Here is a 19,509-nt window from a genome sequence, read left to right as displayed (position 1 = left end):
CCGCCCCAAAACCTGCAATCGCGGTAAGTCAGGATTACCGCGCGCGTTGATTTCACAACTGCTGCGCAGCCGAACGGGGCGGTGCGACGTTTCGCTGAATCCCCTCGCCACAAAAGCTCCCGGGGATGTGCTCAGCTCACGATTTCGAGTGGCGTCTGCTGGCTCGCATCGAAGGATAAATACTCAACCAACTCAGCCAGCGGCAACGGCTTGCTGATCAGATACCCCTGCACCTGATCGCATCCAAACCCGCGCAACAGCTCCAGCTGCTCCTGGGTTTCCACGCCTTCCGCGACCACTTCCAGATGCAGGTTGTGCGCGAGGTTGATCATCGCGTGCACCAGTTTACGGTTCTCTTCGCGTTGTTCCATGCCGCCGACGAAGCTCTTGTCGATCTTCAGCAAGGTGATCGGCAGGCTGTTGAGGTGCACGAATGACGAGAACCCGGTGCCGAAGTCATCCAGCGAAAAACGCACGCCGAGCCGGCCGAGGGCGTCCATGGTCTGCTTGACCAGGTCGCTGCGGCGCATCACGGCGGTTTCGGTGAGTTCGAATTCCAGCCACTGCGCCTCGACCCCGCGCTCAGCGATCAGACGACTAAGCGTCGGCAGCAACTGGCTGTCCTGAAACTGGCGGAACGACAGGTTGATCGCCATGTGCAGCGCCGGCAGACCGCGTTCACGCAACGCCTGCATGTCGCGCAACGCACGGGAAATCACCCAGTACCCCAGCGGCACGATCAGCCCGCTCTGCTCGGCCAGCGGCACAAACTCACTCGGTGGCAGCAGGCCGCGTTCGCTGTGACGCCAGCGCACCAGGGCTTCGAGGCCGACGATTTGCCCATCCGCCATGTTCAGGCGCGGCTGGTAATGCAACTCCAGCTCATCGCGGCGCAAGGCCCGGCGCAGCTCGCTTTCGAGATCGGCCATGCTCCGCGCGTTGCGGTTGATGCGTTCGTTGAAGATATGAAAGGTGCAGCCCTGAGTACTTTTGGCCTGCTGCATGGCGATGTGCGCGTGCCACATCAGTGGATCGGCGCCGCCCTGCGCGCGGGCATGCGCGATGCCGAGGCTGGAGCCGATCAACAGGCTTTCGCCGTCGACCCAATAGGGTTCGGCCAAGGCTTCGGTGATGCGTTCGGCAATCCACTCGGCGCGTTGCGGCGCGCGGCGGGTGTCGATCAGCAAGGCAAATTCATCGCTGCCCAGACGTGCCAGTTGATCACCCGCCTCCAGCTGACTTTTCAGCCGCGCGACCACTTGCAGGATCAAACGGTCGCCGGCCTGATGGCCGAGTGCGTCGTTGGCGTGACGAAAATTGTCGAGATCGAGATGCCCCAGAGCCAGGCCGCGACCGTCGTTTTCGGCAAGGCGCGCGGTCAGCAGTGTCTGGAAGCCCTGACGGTTGGCGATGCCGGTCAGCGGATCCTGCTCGGCGAGGCGTTGCAGAGTATTTTCCAGCACGCCACGTTCGCGCACATGGCGCAGACAACGACGCAGCATGTCGGGATCGAGCGCATCACGCACCAGCCAGTCACTGACGCCATCAGGCGTAGCCGCCGGTTCGTGCTCCAGCAGCAACACGGTCGGCAGGTTGCAGCGGCCGGGTGCCGGTTGCAACGCCGCAATGGTCAACAACACCGCATTGCGGTTGTCTTCGAACAGGCGGCTGACCGACTCCCAGCTCGGCGCGCTGATCAGCACTGCCGCGCTCCCCATGGGAGCCAGACACTCGCGTAATAACGCTGTCCACGCTGGCTCTTCGGCCAGTAGCAGCAAACGCAAGGGTTCGACAGGCGTAGTCAAGCTGACTCCCTAGACTCTGCAATGATGTGGGCGGCGGGCATTATGCCGTTGCGCAGAGCAATGTCCAAATGACAACAGTTATCAAAAACCGCACTGTGTGTCATGAGTGAGAACATTAGCCGCAAAATCACCCCGCATCCTGCGTGAAAGTAGCAAAACCGGCAAATTTGAATCGCGTATTGCGTCACAAGTCGGACAGAGCAGCACAATTCGCTGAGCCTGTTAAAATGCCGGCCCATTTCGTCAACGACTCCCGAATTTTTCTATGTCCCGACTCAATCCCCGGCAGCAAGAAGCCGTGAGCTACGTCGGCGGCCCTCTTTTGGTGCTCGCCGGCGCTGGCTCCGGCAAGACCAGCGTGATCACGCGCAAAATCGCGCACCTGATCCAGAACTGCGGCATCCGCGCCCAGTACATTGTCGCCATGACCTTTACCAACAAGGCCGCGCGCGAGATGAAGGAGCGGGTCGGCACCCTGCTCAAGGGCGGCGAAGGCCGTGGCCTGACAGTGTGCACTTTCCACAACCTGGGCCTGAACATCATCCGTAAGGAACACGTGCGGCTGGGCTACAAACCGGGCTTCTCGATCTTTGACGAGACTGACGTCAAAGCGCTGATGACCGACATCATGCAAAAGGAATACGCGGGCGACGACGGCGTCGACGAGATCAAGAACATGATCGGCTCGTGGAAAAACGACCTGATCCTGCCGCCCGAAGCCTTGGAAAACGCGCGCAACCCCAAGGAACAGACTGCCGCCATCGTCTACACCCACTATCAGCGCACGCTCAAGGCGTTCAACGCGGTGGACTTCGACGACCTGATCCTGCTGCCGGTGAAGCTGTTTCAGGACAACCCCGACATCCTCGAGAAGTGGCAGAACAAAGTCCGCTACCTGCTGGTGGACGAATATCAGGACACCAACGCCAGTCAGTATTTGCTGGTGAAGCTGCTGATTGGCACGCGCAATCAGTTCACCGTGGTCGGCGACGATGACCAGTCGATCTACGCCTGGCGTGGCGCTCGGCCGGAGAACCTGATGCTGCTCAAGGACGATTACCCGTCCCTGAAAGTCGTGATGCTCGAGCAGAATTACCGCTCCACCAGCCGCATTCTGCGTTGCGCCAACGTGCTGATCTCGAACAACCCGCACGAATTCGAAAAACAGCTGTGGAGTGAAATGGGTCACGGCGACGAGATCCGCGTGATCCGCTGCCGCAACGAGGACGCCGAAGCCGAGCGCGTGGCCATGGAAATCCTCAGCCTGCACTTACGCACCGACCGCCCGTACAGCGATTTCGCGATCCTCTATCGCGGCAACTACCAGGCCAAGCTGATCGAGCTGAAGTTGCAGCACCATCAGGTGCCGTATCGTTTGAGCGGCGGCAACAGCTTCTTCGGCCGTCAGGAAGTCAAAGACCTGATGGCCTACTTCCGCCTGATCGTGAATCCGGACGACGACAACGCCTTCCTGCGGGTGATCAACGTGCCGCGCCGCGAAATCGGCTCGACCACCCTGGAAAAACTCGGCAACTATGCCACCGAGCGCAAGATCTCGATGTACGCCGCCACCGACGAAATCGGTCTGGGCGAACATCTCGACAGTCGCTTCACCGATCGCCTGTCGCGCTTCAAGCGCTTCATGGACAAAGTGCGCGAGCAGTGCGCCGGCGAAGACCCGATCTCGGCGCTGCGCAGCATGGTCATGGACATCGACTACGAGAACTGGCTGCGCACCAACAGTTCCAGCGACAAGGCTGCGGACTACCGGATGAGCAACGTCTGGTTCCTGATCGAGGCGTTGAAAAACACCCTCGAGAAGGACGAAGAAGGCGAAATGACCGTCGAGGACGCCATCGGCAAACTGGTCCTGCGCGACATGCTCGAGCGGCAGCAGGAAGAGGAAGATGGCGCCGAAGGCGTGCAGATGATGACCTTGCATGCGTCCAAGGGTCTGGAATTCCCTTACGTGTTCATCATGGGCATGGAAGAGGAAATCCTTCCGCACCGCTCCAGCATCGAAGCCGACACTATCGAAGAAGAACGCCGCCTGGCCTACGTGGGCATCACCCGCGCGCGCCAGACCCTGGCCTTCACCTTCGCCGCCAAGCGTAAACAGTACGGCGAGATCATCGATTGCGCGCCAAGTCGCTTCCTCGATGAGCTGCCGCCGGACGACCTTGCATGGGAAGGCAACGACGACACACCGACCGAAGTCAAAGTCGTGCGCGGCAACAGCGCATTGGCGGATATACGCGCGATGTTAAAGCGCTAGAATTGACCACTTTTTTTGATCAGGCGCGCATGCGCCGAACGAGGACAGCTTCATGGAAGCACTGCACAAGAAAATCCGCGAAGAAGGCATCGTGCTTTCCGATCAGGTCCTGAAAGTCGACGCCTTTCTGAACCACCAGATCGACCCGGCTCTGATGAAGCTGATCGGTGACGAATTCGCCGCGCTGTTCAAGGACTCGGGCATCACCAAGATCGTCACCATCGAAGCTTCGGGCATTGCCCCGGCGATCATGACCGGTCTGAACCTCGGCGTGCCGGTGATCTTCGCCCGCAAGCAACAGTCCCTGACCCTGACTGAAAACCTGCTGTCGGCGACCGTTTACTCGTTCACCAAGAAGACCGAAAGCACCGTGGCGATTTCCCCGCGCCACCTGACCAGCAGCGACCGCGTGCTGATCATTGACGACTTTCTGGCCAACGGTAAGGCGTCGCAGGCGCTGATTTCGATCATCAAGCAGGCTGGCGCTACCGTCGCCGGTCTGGGTATCGTGATCGAGAAATCGTTCCAGGGCGGGCGTGCCGAGCTGGACTCGCAGGGCTATCGCGTTGAGTCGCTGGCTCGCGTGCAGTCGTTGAAGGATGGCGTTGTAACCTTCATCGAATAACCCGCCCCGGCAGCCCCCCCTGTAGGAGCTGTCGAGTGAAACGAGGCTGCGATCTTTTGATCTGTTTCAAAGATCAAGATCAAAAGATCGCAGCGTGCCGCAGCTCCTAAAGGTTATGTGTTGATCGTAGCCTTTAAGCCTGTCAGTAGCAGGCGCTGAAACAGGTCTTCTTTCAGACCTTCCGGACTGCTCAGTTGCATCCGCTCCAGATGCTCAGGAAACATCGAAGCCTCGGGCGCATCCAGCGCTGCCTTGCCCAACTCCAGAATCTCCGTCAGCTTGAACTTGCTCTTCAGCCAGTTCAGCGCGCGCAACAGATCGCGTTCCACCTCGGTGAAATCACAACCCAGCGGATATTCCGGAAACAGGTTCGGATGTTTTGCGGCAATCGCCTGCAAACGCTGCGGCGTGTTGTCGGCAAAACGTGGATCGATGCGGAAATCCTTCGGCAGTTTGCCGACTTTCTGCGCCTGCTCGATCAGCCCCGGCTGGAAGCGTGAATCGCTGATGTTCAACAACGCCTCGATCACCGCTGAATCTGTCTTGCCGCGCAGATCGGCGATGCCGTACTCGGTGACCACGATGTCGCGCAAATGCCGGGGGATGGTGCAATGACCGTATTCCCAGACGATATTCGAACTGACATCGCCACCCGACTCGCGCCAGCTGCGCAGGATCAGCACCGAACGCGCGCCTTCCAGCGCATGGCCTTGGGCGACAAAGTTGTATTGCCCGCCAACGCCGCTGAGCACCCGCCCGTCTTCCAGTTGATCAGCCACTCCCGCGCCAAGCAGAGTCATGGTGAACACGGTGTTGATGAAGCGCGCATCGAGGCGCTGCAATCGCTTGAGCTCTTCCTGACCGTACAGCTCGTTGATGTAGCTGATGCGGGTCATGTTGAATTCGAGACGCTTGCTCTGCGGCAACTCACGCAAGCGCTCATAAAAACTGCGCGGGCCGAGAAAGAAGCCGCCATGCACCGAAATGCCGTCGGTTTGCGCCGCCTCATCGAGGGTGCCTGCGTTGGCCTGTTGTTGCGTCGGTACGTCCGGGTAGACCTTGCGCCGAATGATCCCGGCATCCGCCAGCACCAGCAGACCGTTGACGAACATTTCGCTGCAACCGTACAGACCTTTAGCGAACGGCTCAGTGCCGCCCTCCTTGTGGATAAGTTGCGCCCATTGGCTGAGATTGATGTCGGCCAACAACGCTTGATAACCGGCATTGTCGGCCTGGCGCGCGAGCAACGCGGCGGTGAGCGCATCGCCCATCGAACCGATGCCGATCTGCAGCGTGCCGCCGTCGCGCACCAGCGTACTCGCGTGCAAACCGATGAAGTGATCCTGAAAACCCACGGGCATGTTCGGCGTGGAGAACAGCGTGGAGCTGTCCTTTTCGTCGATCAGAAAGTCGAAAGCATCGATGTCGACTTCCGCATCGCCCGGCATGTACGGCAGATCGGTGTGTACCTGGCCAACCAGCAGAATGGTTTCCCCGGCTTCGCGGCGCTTGGCGATCATCGGCAGCAGGTCGAGGGTGATGTCCGGGTTACAGCTCAGACTGAGACGATCCGGATGTTCGCTACTGCTCGCGACCAACTGCGCCACCAGATTCAAGCCGGCGGCGTTGATGTCACGGGCGGCGTGGCTGTAATTGCTGCTGACGTAATCCTGCTGGGCCGGCGCGCTGTTGAGCAGGCTGCCGGGCTGCATGAAAAACTGTTGAATACGGATGTTGGGCGGCAGGCTGTCGCGGTGCAGGTCGGCGAGGAACGCCAACTCCGGATAGTCACCAAATACGCGCTCGACGAAGGGTTCGATGAAGCGCTTCTGCAAGCCATCGCCCAAGGTCGGACGACCGAGGCACAGGGCGGTGTAGATCGTCAGTTGCCGCTCGGGCAGGGCTGCGATGCGCCGGTACAACGCGTTGACGAAGTGATTGGGCTTGCCCAGACCCAGCGGCATACCCATGTGGATATGCGCCGGCAACCGCGCCAGCACGTCGTCCACTGCTTGTTCGATCGAACACAACTGCACCATCTGAAGCCTCCCGCCCGTTCCGTGAATAGAGGTACGACCGAGATTGCCTTGAGTTTGCTGCAATGACCAGCCCGGGGATTGGATCGGGATGTTGGTAGGGCTTCAGATCGTTGCCCTCACCCTAGCCCTCTCCCAGAGGTAGAGGGGACCGATTGGGGGATGCTGAAGGCATACGTCGACCTGAAACGGCTCTGCCGAATCCATAATCGATAAGCTCTTTCAGGTCGATGTAGAACGCCAGACACCTCGGTCGGCCCCCTCTCCCTCCGGGAGAGGGCTGGGGTGAGGGGCTCTTGAATCGCAGGCACAAAAAAACCGTCCGAAGACGGTTTTTTTGTCAGAAGAGCGCCTTACTTCAGGTTGGACATCTTCTCGATCGCGCCTTTCAGATCGGCGTCGGAGCAATCGGCACAGGTGCCTTTCGGCGGCATGGCGTTGATGCCGGTGATGGCCTTGGCGAGGATGCCGTCGAGACCGCCCTGCTTGTCGGCACGTTCTTTCCAGGCGGCCGTGTCACCGATTTTCGGTGCGCCCAACAGGCCGGAGCCGTGGCAAGCGTTGCAATGTTTGGCAATGATCGAGTCAGGCGTCTTGGCATCACCGCCGCCGGCACTCACAGCCACTTCCATGCCCTTGCATTCCTGACCCTGAACACACACCTGGCCGACTGGCTCGAGGCGTTTGGCAATGTTGTCGTTCGTCGCAGCTTGAGCGCTGGCAGCCCAGAGGGCCAGTACGGTTGCTGGTACGGCCAGCATTTTCATAATTAGATTCACGCGTTCACCCTCAATGGTGGCTATTCACGCCTGCGGCCACGGTTCGCAGGCGGGCGCAAGTATAGCGGTTAGCCCGCCACACTGAAACAACCCCATGGTTAAAGGGGTCTTGTTGTGAATCGGTAAAACGTTGCGGGTGCCTTCGCCGTAATGGCCTGGCGCCTCTTTGCTTAAAAATTCGCCGGCGTGGCTGCGCTGATTAGTCGCGCCGGTGCATCGAACGGATTGCGGAAACGATGCGGCTTGGTACTTTCAAAGTAGTAGCTGTCGCCGGCTTCGAGGATAAAAGTTTCAAGCCCCACCACCAGTTCCAGTCGGCCTTCCACCAGAATCCCGGTTTCCTCGCCTTCGTGGGTGAGCATTTCTTCGCCGGTGTCGGCGCCCGGCGGGTAGATTTCATTGAGGAACGCGATGGCGCGGCTCGGGTGCGCGCGGCCGACCAGTTTCATGGTCACGGCGCCGTCCGAGATGTCGATCAGCTCATTGGCCTTGTAGACGATCTGGGTCGGGATTTCCTGCAGGATTTCTTCGGAAAAGAACTCGACCATGGACATGGGAATCCCGCCCAGAACTTTCCTCAGCGAACTGATCGAAGGGCTGACGCTGTTCTTTTCGATCATCGAAATGGTGCTGTTGGTGACGCCCGCGCGTTTGGCGAGTTCACGCTGGGAAAGCCCTTTGAGCTTGCGAATCGATTGCAGTCGTTCACCGACGTCCAATGTGGGAGCCTCCAGATGTTGTAGAAATATTGAGCGTTATCATGGCGACAGCGTTCAGTATTTACAACACTTCGCCCCCGCTTGGGCGTCAACCCTCGGAATAGAGCCTTGGCACCCGGCGCAGGTTGCAGAATATCTGGTAGGGAATGGTGCCCGCACACTTCGCCACTTCACTGGCGAGGATATTCTTGCCCCATAACTCGACCGTTGAACCGAGGTCCGCTTGCGGCACATCGGTGAGGTCGATGCAGAGCATGTCCATCGACACACGACCGAGCAATCGGCTGCGTTTGCCCGCCACCAGAACCGGCGTGCCGGTAGGTGCCTGACGCGGGTAACCGTCGGCATAACCCATAGCCACCACGCCAATGCGCATCGGCTTGTCGGTGATGAAATTCGCGCCGTAGCCGATCGGCTCGCCCGCCGGCAGTTCGCGCACGCTGATGACTTTCGATTCGAGGGTCATCACCGGCAACAGACGCCCGGCCACGGTGTGGGCTTCTTCGAACGGTGTGGCGCCGTAGAGCATGATGCCCGGGCGCACCCAGTCGCTGTGGATCTGCGGCCAGCCCAATACGGCCGGCGAGTTGCGCAGACTGACTTCGGCAGCCAAACCCTGGCGCGCGGCCTCGAACACTGCGACCTGATCGGCGCTGCTCTGCTGGTGCAGTTCATCAGCGCGGGCAAAGTGGCTCATCAAGACAATTTTCGAAACCTTGCCGCTGGCCAGCAGACGCTGATAAGCCGCCGGATAATCTTTCGGATGCAGGCCAACGCGGTGCATGCCCGAATCAAGTTTCAGCCACACGCTGATCGGCTTGCTAAGTGCGGCTTGTTCGATCGCTTCGAGCTGCCACAGCGAATGCACCACGCACCAGAAATCATGCTCGACAATCAGCGCCAGCTCATCGGCTTCAAAAAAACCTTCAAGCAGCAGGATCGGTGCGCGAATCCCGGCGGCTCGCAACTCCAGCGCTTCTTCGATACACGCCACTGCAAAACCATCGGCCTCGCCTTCCAGCGCCTGGGCGCAACGCACCGCGCCATGGCCGTAGGCATCCGCCTTGATCACCGCGAGGGCCTTGGCCTTGGTGAGTTCACGGGCGATCTGGTAGTTGTGGCGCAGGGCTTGAAGGTCGATCAGGGCACGGGCAGGACGCATGGCGGCAGACTTCTAGGCGGTCATGGGAATAAAAACCGGCGCTGGCTGACGACGTGAACCGCCAACAGCACCGGGAGAGGGATCTTTACAGCGGGTTACGGCAACGCAGCGACAATCGAGATTTCAACCAGAATGCTCGGCTTGGCCATCTTCGCTTCGACGGTAGCGCGGGCCGGGGCGGCGCCTTTGGGCAACCACTGATCCCACACCGAATTCATCCCGGCGAAGTGCGCCGCGATGTCGTGGAGGTAGATGGTCGCCGACAGCAGGTGCTGTTTATCGGTGCCGGCCAGATCGAGCAAGCGCTCGATATTGGCCAGTACTTCGCGAGTCTGCTGTTCAATTCCGGCGTCGAAGTCATCGCCGACCTGCCCGGACAGATACACCGTAGCGTTGTGGCTGACGATCTGACTCATGCGCTCATTGGTGAGCTGGCGCTGGATTGCCATGTTTTGCGGACTCCTGAGGTTTGTTGCCATAACGGGAAATATCGAGGCCGGCGGCGCTGATCTGCGGCGTTTTCTTCGCCATCAGATCTGCCAGCAAACGGCCCGAACCGCAGGCCATGGTCCAGCCGAGCGTGCCGTGACCGGTGTTGAGGAACAGATTGCTGAACGGGGTCGCACCGACGATCGGCGTACCGTCCGGCGTGGTCGGACGCAAGCCGGTCCAGAAACTCGCCTCGGCCAGATTGCCGCCCTGAGGATAAAGGTCGTTGACGATCATCTCCAGGGTTTCGCGGCGGCGCGGATTCAGCGACAGGTCAAAACCGGCGATCTCGGCCATGCCGCCAACGCGGATGCGGTTGTCGAAACGGGTGATCGCGACCTTGTAGGTCTCGTCGAGAATGGTCGACGTCGGGGCCATCGCCGGGTTGGTGATCGGCACCGTCAGCGAGTAACCCTTCAATGGATAAACCGGGGCCTTGATGCCCAGCGGCTTGAGCAGTTGCGGCGAGTAGCTGCCGAGCGCCAACACGTAGCGGTCGGCGGTTTCCAGCTTGCCGTCGATCCACACACCGTTGATGCGATCACCGGCGAAGTCGAGGCGCTGGATGTCCTGACCGAAACGGAATTCGACACCGAGATTGACTGCCATTTCGGCGAGGCGCGTGGTGAAGATCTGGCAGTCACCGGTCTGGTCGTTCGGTAGACGCAGCGCGCCGGCGAGGATGTCGGTGACGCCCGCCAGTGCTGGCTCGACGCGGGCAATGCCGGCGCGGTCGAGGACTTCGAACGGCACGCCGGATTCCTTCAGCACGGCGATGTCTTTGGCGGCACCGTCGAGCTGCGCCTGCGTGCGGAACAATTGGGTGGTGCCGAGGCTGCGGCCTTCGTAGGCGATGCCGGTTTCGGCGCGCAGTTCGTCGAGGCAGTCGCGGCTGTACTCGGACAGACGCACCATGCGCTCTTTGTTCACTGCGTAACGATTGGCGGTGCAGTTGCGCAGCATCTGCGCCATCCACAGGTATTGGTCGATGTCGGCGGTGGCCTTGATCGCCAGCGGAGCGTGACGTTGCAGCAGCCACTTGATGGCCTTGAGCGGTACGCCCGGCGCGGCCCACGGCGAGGCATAACCCGGCGAGACCTGACCGGCGTTGGCGAAACTGGTCTCCATGGCCGCGGCTGGCTGGCGGTCGACCATCACCACTTCAAATCCGGCACGGGCCAGATAGTAAGCACTGGCGGTACCGATGACGCCGCTACCCAAGACCATAACGCGCATTTTGTATCCCTCATCGCGGCGTGCCGCGTACGACTGTTGGTAGAACGATTGCCGGAGCAATGATGCGCGCAGTGTAAAAAAGATTTGCCAGTGCTTTTCACTGTATAAGCGCCTATATTTGGCGACAATTCTCGGCAAAAACCCTTTTCACGGAGGCGCATCCCCTATGCGTACCAACACTCAGACCAAACGTGAGCTGGACAAGATCGATCGCAACATCTTGCGCATCTTGCAAGCGGACGGGCGGATTTCCTTTACCGAACTGGGTGAAAAGGTCGGCCTCTCCACCACGCCTTGCACCGAGCGCGTGCGGCGGCTGGAGCGCGAGGGGATCATCATGGGCTACAACGCCCGGCTGAATCCGCAGCATTTGAAGGGTAGCTTGCTGGTGTTTGTCGAGATCAGCCTCGACTACAAATCTGGCGACACTTTCGAAGAGTTCCGACGCGCGGTGCTGAAACTGCCGCATGTGTTGGAGTGCCATCTGGTGTCAGGGGATTTCGACTACCTGGTGAAGGCGCGGATTTCCGAGATGGCCTCGTACCGCAAGTTGCTGGGCGACATCCTGCTCAAGCTGCCGCATGTGCGCGAGTCCAAGAGCTACATCGTGATGGAAGAAGTCAAAGAGAGCCTGTGCCTGCCGATTCCGGATTGAGATCAGCGGTGCCGCCATCGCCAGCAGGCTGGCTCCCACATTGAATTGCGGCTACGACACAAAACCCTGTGGGAGCTAGCCTGCTAGCGATGGGAGCAACCCGGTGTAACTGACTAAACCAAAACCTGCCGATTCTCCGCCATGTATTCGAAAATCTGCTTCTCGACGCGCGGATGAATCAACTCCACCGGCCCGCGCCCGTTCGGGCACGGCAAGGTTTTGGTGGTGCCGAACAACCGGCAGATCAGCGGCCGCTCGCCATACACCGTGCAGCCATTCGGCCCCAGATGCACACAGTTCAATTCTTCCATCGCCGCATCCTGCTCGGCGCGGGTCTTGCGCGGCAGGCGGGCCATTTCTTCCGGCGACGTGGTAACCGGCCCGCAGCAGTCGTGGCAGCCCGGCACGCAGTCGAACGAGGGAATTTGCTGACGCAGGGTGCGGATTGTCTCGCTGTTGCAGCTCATCGACGCGGTAACCAACGTGAAATAGGCGGCAATTGTGCCGCAAACCCCCCGATCCAGACAGCAACGCCCGACCAGTGTTGCCCACCTTCGGGCGTGCGGCTTATGCTCCGTCAAATTTTCTCGACACCCCCCGCCTCAGGATGACGCCCATGACTGCCCGCGCCCACACCACCGCGAGCCAACCGCACGTTGCCTCTTATTACGCCGCCAGCAGCCTGCCGCAGCCCGATCATCCGGTGCTGCAAGGCGAGCTGGTTGCCGACGTGTGCGTGGTTGGCGGCGGCTTCTCCGGGTTGAACACTGCGCTGGAACTGGCCGAGCGCGGCTTGAGCGTGGTGCTGCTCGAAGCGCACAAGATCGGCTGGGGCGCCAGCGGCCGTAATGGCGGGCAGTTGATTCGCGGGGTCGGCCACGGCCTCGATCAGTTCGCCAACGTGATCGGTGCCGACGGCGTGCGCGAGATGAAACTCATGGGCCTGGAAGCGGTGGAGATCGTCCGCCAGCGCGTCGAACGCTTTCAGATCCCGTGCGACCTGACTTGGGGTTATTGCGACCTCGCTAACAAGCCGCGCGACCTCGAAGGGTTTGCCGAAGACGCCGAAGAACTGCGCGGCCTCGGTTACCGCCACCAAACCCGTCTGCTGCAAGCCGATGAAATGCACACCGTGGTCGGCTCCAAACGCTACATCGGCGGGTTGATCGACATGGGTTCCGGGCACTTGCATCCGCTCAATCTCGCGCTGGGCGAAGCCGCTGCCGCGCAGCAACTGGGCGTGAAACTGTTCGAGCATTCGGCTGTTACGCACATCGACTACGGTCCTGAAGTCCGTGTCCACGCGGCGCACGGTTCGGTGCGCGCCAAGACTCTGGTGCTGGGCTGCAACGCTTATTTGAACAACCTCAATCCGCAACTCAGCGGCAAAGTGCTGCCCGCCGGCAGCTACATCATCGCCACCGAACCGCTGAGCGAACAACAGGCCCACGAACTGCTGCCGCAGAACATGGCGGTGTGCGATCAACGGGTCGCGCTGGATTACTACCGGCTCTCGGCGGATCGGCGTTTGCTGTTCGGTGGCGCCTGCCATTATTCGGGGCGCGATCCGCAGGACATCGGCGCGTACATGCAGCCGAAGATGCTCGAAGTGTTCCCGCAACTGGCCGGGGTGAAGATCGATTATCAGTGGGGCGGGATGATCGGCATCGGCGCCAATCGGTTGCCGCAGATTGGTCGGCTCGCGGATCAGCCGAATGTGTATTTCGCCCAGGCTTATTCCGGTCACGGGGTGAATGCCACGCACCTGGCCGGCAAGTTGCTCGCCGAGGCGATCAGCGGGCAGCACAGCGGCGGGTTCGATCTGTTCGCCAAAGTGCCGCACATCACCTTCCCCGGCGGCAAACATTTGCGCTCGCCGTTGCTGGCGCTGGGGATGTTGTGGCATCGCCTCAAAGAGCTGGTCTGATAGTTTTTCGGCGCCCTTGAAATCGCTATCGCTGGCAAGCCAGCTCCCACAGTGATCTCGGATGCTCACAACATTTGTGTTCACCATGAAACCTGTGGGAGCTGGCTTGCCAGCGATGAGGCCCGCAAGAACAACACAAAACTCAGATCCGCCAGAACGGCTTCAAGCCCTCCTCCTGCGCCTGCTCGCGCGTCAGCCCGATATCCTCGAGCTGATCCGCCGTCAGACTCAATAACGCCTTGCGCGTGTGCAGACGATGCCAGAACAGTCCCCAGCGACTCAGGCCGGACGGCGCGTTGCGCAGGGCTGTATTCCATGCACTGTCCTCCTGCCCTGCCACCAGTTCCTGACTGTGTAACGTCAGCCGCACATCGCTCAAACCGTTCATTTTTTTCGCTCCTGTTTACTTGGGTAGCCAGAGATTCCATGATGCGCGGGTCGGCAAAAGCATTACAGATTCAACACAACTGTATTAACTCCATACAGATTTGCTGGTTCTGCCGCTGAATTGTCGATTTTTGCCGCATCTGTACTGGTTTAACGAATCATCTGCATCGAGGCAGTGTCATGACTCTTTATTTGAACCTCGCCGGATTACTCGGCACGCGCATCGAACAAGGTTTCTACCGCCCTGGCGATCGCTTGCCATCGGTGCGCGCCTTGAGCGTAGAACATGGAGTCAGTCTGAGCACGGTGCAGCAGGCTTATCGCATGCTCGAAGACAGCGGACTGGCGACGCCGAAACCCAAGTCTGGCTACTTCGTGCCGGTCGGTCGCGAGCTGCCTGAGCTGCCCGCGGTCGGGCGTCCGGCGCAGCGGCCGGTGGAGATTTCGCAGTGGGATCAGGTGCTTGAACTGATTCGCGCCGTGCCGCGCAAAGACGTGGTGCAACTCGGTCGCGGCATGCCCGACATCAGTTCACCCACCATGAAGCCGCTGTTGCGTGGTCTCGCCCGAATCAGCCGCCGGCAGGACATGCCCGGCCTGTATTACGACAACATCCACGGCACCCTCGAACTGCGCGAGCAGATCGCGCGGTTGATGCTCGATTCCGGCTGCCAGTTGAACGCCAGCGATCTGGTGGTGACCACCGGTTGCCATGAAGCACTGTCCACCAGCATCCACGCGATCTGCGAGCCGGGCGACATTGTGGCGGTGGATTCGCCGAGCTTTCACGGCGCCATGCAGACCCTCAAAGGGCTGGGCATGAAAGCGCTGGAGATCCCCACCGACCCGCTCACCGGCATCAGCCTCGAAGCACTGGAACTGGCGCTGGAGCAATGGCCGATCAAGGTTATCCAGCTCACACCCAACTGCAACAACCCCCTCGGCTACATCATGCCCGAGGCGCGCAAACGCGCGCTGCTCAACCTCGCGCAGAAGTTTGACGTGGCGATCATTGAAGACGATGTGTATGGCGAACTGGCCTACACCTATCCGCGTCCGCGCACGATCAAATCCTTCGACGAGGACGGCCGGGTGTTGCTGTGCAGTTCATTTTCCAAAACCCTGGCGCCGGGGCTGCGCATCGGTTGGGTCGCACCGGGGCGGTATCTGGAACGAGTGCTGCACATGAAATACATCAGCACTGGTTCCACCGCGCCGCAGCCACAGATCGCTATCGCCGAATTCCTCAAGGCCGGGCACTTCGAGCCACATCTGCGGCGGATGCGCATGCAATACCAGCGCAATCGTGACGCGATGATTGATTGGGTGACGCGCTATTTCCCGGCTGGGACGCGCGCCAGCCGTCCGCAAGGCAGCTTCATGCTGTGGGTCGAACTGCCGGAAGGTTTCGATACGCTGAAACTGAATCGGGCGCTGCACGATCAAGGCGTACAGATTGCCGTCGGCAGCATTTTTTCCGCCTCGGGCAAGTACCGCAATTGCCTGCGCATGAACTACGCGGCCAAGCCGACACCGCAGATTGAAGACGCGGTGCGCAAGGTAGGCGCAGCGGCGATCAGACTGCTGGCTGACAGTCACAGCTGACCCGGCTCAGCGCAGGCGAAACCCCAGGTCAGCCTCGAAACGGGTCAGGTCGCTGACTCGGCTGGCCACTGTCGGGATACGCGCCTCCAGCTCCAGCTCGACTTCCAGACTTTGGCCTTCGATTGCTGTTCCGGCGAGCGCAGGTGTCAGCCGCGAACCCGGACGCAAAACGTCGCTATCCAGCCCTTCTCCCTCGCCCAGCCACTGCACCGGCTTGCCGTCCATGCGCAGCGCCAGCACACGCACCCGCACCGTACCGGCGCCGAAGCGATATTGCGCGGCATCGGCCGCCGGCCCGACCAGTTCCATGCGCAACGGGGCGGGCCGTTCACACTGAACAGTGACCTGCGCCCGACGCAAACCAAAGCTCAATACGTTCGCCGAAGTCGACTGCGCCAGCAACTGCCCGCGGGTGGTCGAGCCAAAATCGATGGTGGCAGGGCCGAGTCTGATGGTGCAATCGGGGTTCGCCTGCGCCTGCTCCATGAACATCGGCAGGCATAGCAATATCCCGCCCAGAGCCGCTGCTTTCAATCCGTGCATGCTGTTTTCCTTGTTCAGACAGTCCGGCAGATGGCCTGCGCGGTTTCATACAGTGCGTCGAGATCACGCTCCTCGCTCATGGAGAACTCGAGACGACAGCGTTGTCCCTCCGGTAGCAGGACATGCAATTCGAGACCCGGCTGAACGTCAGGCAGAAAAATCCGCCCGGCCGCCAGCACGCTGGTGACGTATTCCCCCTGACCGTCGAACACACCGAAACCCTTGCCCAAAAACACCTCATCCACCGTGCGCGCCTGCAACAGCAGGCGCCGCGTCGTCACTATCTCGAATGCCAGACGTGACACCGCGTTGCGTCCGGCCTCGACTTCTTGATAAGCGTTGTGCACATCGACGTTGCGTCCAAGGCTGGCGGTGTCGAGTTCCACCCGGCCCTTGCTGTAGGCCGGCAGGCTCGCTGCCACTGCATGGCCTGCGTAGTCGGTCCAGACCGGGCCGCGCGGGGTGTTGAGCTTGATCCCGGCGCTGTCGCCGGCCTTGAGCAAGGCAAAGGTATCGCGCAGTGGATAAGGTGAGAGGGTCACGCCGTCAGCATGCACCAACGCCCCGCCGCGCAAGCCAACGTCATAGGTCTGATCGCCGGCGCCGCTGCGCGAATAGCCCATATCGAGCTGGCTGTAACGCGGCAGCAGGTTGAGCCGCCCGTTGTAGTCGAGGGTGCCGTGATCCGGGCGCTCGGCGCCGACGCTGTAGGCCACGGTATCGCTGAGGTGCTCGTTGAAGCGCAGACCGCTGCGCGTGCCGCTGACCTGATCATTGCGCACATAGCCGCGCAATGACTGGCGCGGCCCCAACGGCAGACTGACGCTCAGATACGCCGCCGTGCCGCGCGCATCATCCGCATCACCTCCAACATCGCGTTCCACAGTCAGCGACACATTGGCCCGCCGGATGCTCTGCGACCAGGCCAGCGCGACGCGTGAAGAGGCCGTCCCGTCAAACATCGAGAACCGTGAATAGCTGCCGGATAAACTGCCAAGGGTCGGACTGCTGCTACTGAGATTCGCCGACAGTTGATTGCGCACGCGCTGGTACGGCTGGTCGTTGCGCGCATCCCAAGTGGTGTCCGACAGCGTACGAAAATCCTGAGTCTGTTGAGTCAGCGCGAGACTGGCTGACAGTCCTTCGGTGAGCAGACCGTTGGCGGTCCATTGCAACTGCGTACCGGACAGCGCCTGGTCCTGCGCCCGGGATATCACCTGGCGGCCACCCAGTATCAGACGATCACCGACCGCCCCTTGCATCGCCCAGCCCAACGACTGATAGCCGCTGCCAAGCATCGCTCCGCCGGTGGTCTGCCAGCGCGGGCCAAGTTGCCAATCCTTGCTGGCCGCGACAAACGACGGCGCATCGCGCTCGTCCCCGGCATAGCGCCGCACCTGCCCGGCGGCCAATCCATAGCCTGCCGCCCGCCCCGGCAGCGCCCCGCGCAGCTGCGTAGCCGGCACAATGAACCGCCGCTGCTGGCCGTCCTCTTCGTGCACCGTGACTTCCAAATCGACGTTTTGACTCAGCAGCGGCAAACCCACCAGCGTGAACGGGCCGCTGGGCACTACGGTGGTGTAGATCAGCGCACCATTCTGCGTCACCTCGATCCGCGCTGCGGAATAGGCGATGCCCTCAACCCGGGCACAGGCGCTGTCCTCGCCGAACTCCATCAGTGCCAGTTCCGGCTGCACCTGAAAACCGTTGAAGGCCTCGCCGGCAAACAGCGGCGAGAGCATATTCAACTGGCCTAATTGCAGATTGGCCTGATAGCGCTCGAAGGTATGCGATGCGTAGGCGTACAGATGCTCGACCCGGCCCTGCCCGCCGGACTCGCTATACGCCTGACGACTGCGAAAAGCCCAGTCCGCCGCATTCAGGCCGACTTCGGCGTTGAGGCTGCGGTACTGCGAGGATTGCCCGGCATAGCGGCTGCCGAGCATCAACGCGTCGTAATTGAACAGTCCCGCCGTGCCGCCATTGACGAAGTTGCGCCGCGCCGGGCTATCAGGCAGCAATACATCGGTCGGCACCAGCAGTTCGACGTGTTCGCGCGACGGATCGGCTCGCACCACGGCATCCGGAAAGCGTTGAGCGAACAGCTCGCATGCAGGTCCGGGGACGGGCGCAACAGGCTGCGGATGTCTGATGCCGCCACGCTCCAGCAAAGAGGCCGTAAAACACAATTCACCCTCGGCATCGAAGGTCACCTGCAAGCGCCCTTTGGGTGCGCCGTTGACCGATAGCGTCACTGCTTGCTCGCCCTCGCGAAAGCGCGACGCCCGGCTGAAATAGTCGGCCACACGCGGATCCAGCCCGCGCGACTTGAGCACGTCCTGATTGAACTGCACCATCAGCAGGGGGGCGCGCGTTTCGCTCGAAGCGGCATGACTCGGCGTCCACTCGCCGCCGAGCGCGAGCAGCAGCCAAGTGGTGCAGTGGCTGCGCCGGTTCATCAGTCCATCACCAACGGTGCATCGTAGTGCTCAATGGCGAAACCGTAAGTGGTCACTGGAAACAGCCGCACCTGCGTCATTTCCTGGCCCGGCGTGACCGCCCCACTCAATGTCAGTGTTTCGCCGGGCAACACGTAAGTGCGCCCCAGATCCATCTCCTGCCGCCCCGGCAGCACGTTCACCGCGTGGCCCAGCCGTACGACATACGGGCTGGGATTGCGCACCTGCACCTCGGCGCCCTGGCGCGACCAGAGCAGATGCTTCCATGGCTCACGGTCGACCGGCAGATTGGCCGGGCGCAGGATCGCCGGGATGTTCTGGCGCACGCTGAAATTCACTTGCGCCTTGCCGGATGAATCCTGCGGCGCAATACCCTCGAACACGACCCGTTTCAGGCGCTCGGTTTTCAACGGCTCGGCACTGCGCAAAATAAAACGCACACGCTGGGTGGCACCGGGCTCGACCCGGGTAACCGGTGGCGTCAGCAACAACAATGGCTCGGTGTCCTGTGGCACGTCTTCGATAGACGTGTGCAACAGCGCTGGATGCGCTTCGCTGTTGAACACATTGATCCCGGCCTCACCGACCGCTTCATCCAGTACCACGACCGGTGTTTCAGGAACCATTCCGGCCGCCTGGATCGGCCCTGGCACCCATAAGGCAACCAGCAGCACACTGGTGATGGCGTTGCGCACAAAGGTGTTCATGTAGTTGTCCACAGGCGAGCGCGCAGCCGGCATCGATGCCGGGCCACGGGCCAGCCAGATGTGTTGATTGGAAATGACAGGCCGCGCACGCAGCCGCGGC

At 61.0% G+C, this 19,509-nt stretch carries 17 protein-coding genes; 5 read left to right on the top strand and 12 right to left on the bottom strand.

The annotated features are described in order from the left end of the window. Positions 1 to 131: 131 nt before the first annotated feature. A complete protein-coding gene (locus tag ACOI8A_RS13040; RefSeq protein ID WP_420649228.1) occupies positions 132 to 1,805 on the bottom strand; it encodes a putative bifunctional diguanylate cyclase/phosphodiesterase in 1,674 nt (557 codons plus the stop codon). A 265-nt stretch (positions 1,806 to 2,070) separates the two neighbouring features. Here ACOI8A_RS13040 and rep point away from each other — a divergent pair, with 265 nt between their 5' ends. Together rep and ACOI8A_RS13030 are read left to right on the top strand one after the other, a co-directional pair. Next, positions 2,071 to 4,080, top strand: a complete 2,010-nt coding sequence (gene rep / locus ACOI8A_RS13035; RefSeq protein WP_420649229.1) for a DNA helicase Rep — start codon at positions 2,071 to 2,073, stop codon at positions 4,078 to 4,080. Between the two features lie 52 nt (positions 4,081 to 4,132). Then, positions 4,133 to 4,705 carry a xanthine phosphoribosyltransferase gene (locus tag ACOI8A_RS13030; protein ID WP_016772573.1) on the top strand — a complete coding sequence of 191 codons (573 nt, stop codon included), beginning with the start codon at positions 4,133 to 4,135 and terminating at the stop codon, positions 4,703 to 4,705. A 113-nt stretch (positions 4,706 to 4,818) separates the two neighbouring features. Here ACOI8A_RS13030 and ACOI8A_RS13025 read toward each other — a convergent pair whose 3' ends face one another. From ACOI8A_RS13025 to dadA, 6 genes are all read right to left on the bottom strand, one after another. Continuing rightward, a complete protein-coding gene (locus ACOI8A_RS13025; protein WP_420649230.1) occupies positions 4,819 to 6,744 on the bottom strand; it encodes an acetyl-CoA hydrolase/transferase C-terminal domain-containing protein in 1,926 nt (641 codons plus the stop codon). A gap of 350 nt (positions 6,745 to 7,094) precedes the next feature. Beyond that, positions 7,095 to 7,508, bottom strand: a complete 414-nt coding sequence (locus ACOI8A_RS13020) for a c-type cytochrome (RefSeq protein ID WP_420649392.1) — start codon at positions 7,506 to 7,508, stop codon at positions 7,095 to 7,097. Positions 7,509 to 7,690: 182 nt separating this feature from the next. Further along, positions 7,691 to 8,239, bottom strand: coding sequence for a cupin domain-containing protein (locus ACOI8A_RS13015; protein ID WP_226500797.1), 549 nt, complete (start codon positions 8,237 to 8,239; stop codon positions 7,691 to 7,693). Positions 8,240 to 8,327: 88 nt separating this feature from the next. Next, a complete protein-coding gene (gene alr / locus ACOI8A_RS13010; RefSeq protein ID WP_420649231.1) occupies positions 8,328 to 9,401 on the bottom strand; it encodes an alanine racemase in 1,074 nt (357 codons plus the stop codon). A gap of 95 nt (positions 9,402 to 9,496) precedes the next feature. Continuing rightward, complete coding sequence (locus ACOI8A_RS13005; protein WP_420649232.1) at positions 9,497 to 9,850, bottom strand: RidA family protein; 354 nt, start codon at positions 9,848 to 9,850, stop codon at positions 9,497 to 9,499. Continuing rightward, the gene (dadA, locus tag ACOI8A_RS13000) at positions 9,822 to 11,126 is read right to left on the bottom strand and encodes a D-amino acid dehydrogenase (RefSeq protein ID WP_420657761.1); all 1,305 of its coding nucleotides are present in this window, start codon (positions 11,124 to 11,126) and stop codon (positions 9,822 to 9,824) included. Before dadA ends, ACOI8A_RS13005 begins: the two co-directional genes overlap by 29 nt. A 166-nt stretch (positions 11,127 to 11,292) precedes the next feature. On the opposite strand from dadA, the gene ACOI8A_RS12995 reads away from it, so the two are divergent. Next, positions 11,293 to 11,781, top strand: a complete 489-nt coding sequence (locus tag ACOI8A_RS12995) for an Lrp/AsnC ligand binding domain-containing protein (protein WP_010465173.1) — start codon at positions 11,293 to 11,295, stop codon at positions 11,779 to 11,781. 113 nt (positions 11,782 to 11,894) lie between these two features. On the opposite strand, the gene ACOI8A_RS12990 is transcribed toward ACOI8A_RS12995, so the two are convergent. Then, on the bottom strand, positions 11,895 to 12,248 hold the full coding sequence (locus ACOI8A_RS12990; RefSeq protein ID WP_420649234.1) for a YkgJ family cysteine cluster protein: 354 nt from the start codon (positions 12,246 to 12,248) through the stop codon (positions 11,895 to 11,897). A gap of 149 nt (positions 12,249 to 12,397) precedes the next feature. Between ACOI8A_RS12990 and ACOI8A_RS12985 the strand changes: the two genes are divergently transcribed. Continuing rightward, positions 12,398 to 13,708: an NAD(P)/FAD-dependent oxidoreductase gene (locus ACOI8A_RS12985; RefSeq protein WP_420649235.1), complete on the top strand. Its 1,311-nt coding sequence runs from the start codon at positions 12,398 to 12,400 to the stop codon at positions 13,706 to 13,708. Positions 13,709 to 13,850: 142 nt separating this feature from the next. Here ACOI8A_RS12985 and ACOI8A_RS12980 read toward each other — a convergent pair whose 3' ends face one another. Further along, a complete protein-coding gene (locus tag ACOI8A_RS12980; protein WP_420649236.1) occupies positions 13,851 to 14,096 on the bottom strand; it encodes a DUF1127 domain-containing protein in 246 nt (81 codons plus the stop codon). 179 nt (positions 14,097 to 14,275) lie between these two features. Here ACOI8A_RS12980 and ACOI8A_RS12975 point away from each other — a divergent pair, with 179 nt between their 5' ends. Then, on the top strand, positions 14,276 to 15,700 hold the full coding sequence (locus ACOI8A_RS12975; protein WP_420649237.1) for a PLP-dependent aminotransferase family protein: 1,425 nt from the start codon (positions 14,276 to 14,278) through the stop codon (positions 15,698 to 15,700). Positions 15,701 to 15,706: 6 nt separating this feature from the next. On the opposite strand, the gene ACOI8A_RS12970 is transcribed toward ACOI8A_RS12975, so the two are convergent. The 3 genes from ACOI8A_RS12970 to ACOI8A_RS12960 are packed head-to-tail and all read right to left on the bottom strand — an operon-like array spanning position 15,707 to position 19,409. Further along, positions 15,707 to 16,243 carry a hypothetical protein gene (locus tag ACOI8A_RS12970; protein ID WP_420649238.1) on the bottom strand — a complete coding sequence of 179 codons (537 nt, stop codon included), beginning with the start codon at positions 16,241 to 16,243 and terminating at the stop codon, positions 15,707 to 15,709. Positions 16,244 to 16,257: 14 nt separating this feature from the next. Continuing rightward, positions 16,258 to 18,702, bottom strand: a complete 2,445-nt coding sequence (locus ACOI8A_RS12965) for a fimbria/pilus outer membrane usher protein (RefSeq protein ID WP_420649239.1) — start codon at positions 18,700 to 18,702, stop codon at positions 16,258 to 16,260. After that, positions 18,702 to 19,409: a fimbria/pilus chaperone family protein gene (locus tag ACOI8A_RS12960; RefSeq protein WP_420649240.1), complete on the bottom strand. Its 708-nt coding sequence runs from the start codon at positions 19,407 to 19,409 to the stop codon at positions 18,702 to 18,704. The genes ACOI8A_RS12965 and ACOI8A_RS12960 overlap by 1 nt, the downstream gene beginning before the upstream one ends. Positions 19,410 to 19,509 lie beyond the last annotated feature (100 nt).

This window comes from Pseudomonas sp. P4795 (assembly GCF_048822895.1).
Lineage (GTDB): Bacteria > Pseudomonadota > Gammaproteobacteria > Pseudomonadales > Pseudomonadaceae > Aquipseudomonas.
This window is presented reverse-complemented; position numbering and strand designations above follow the sequence as displayed.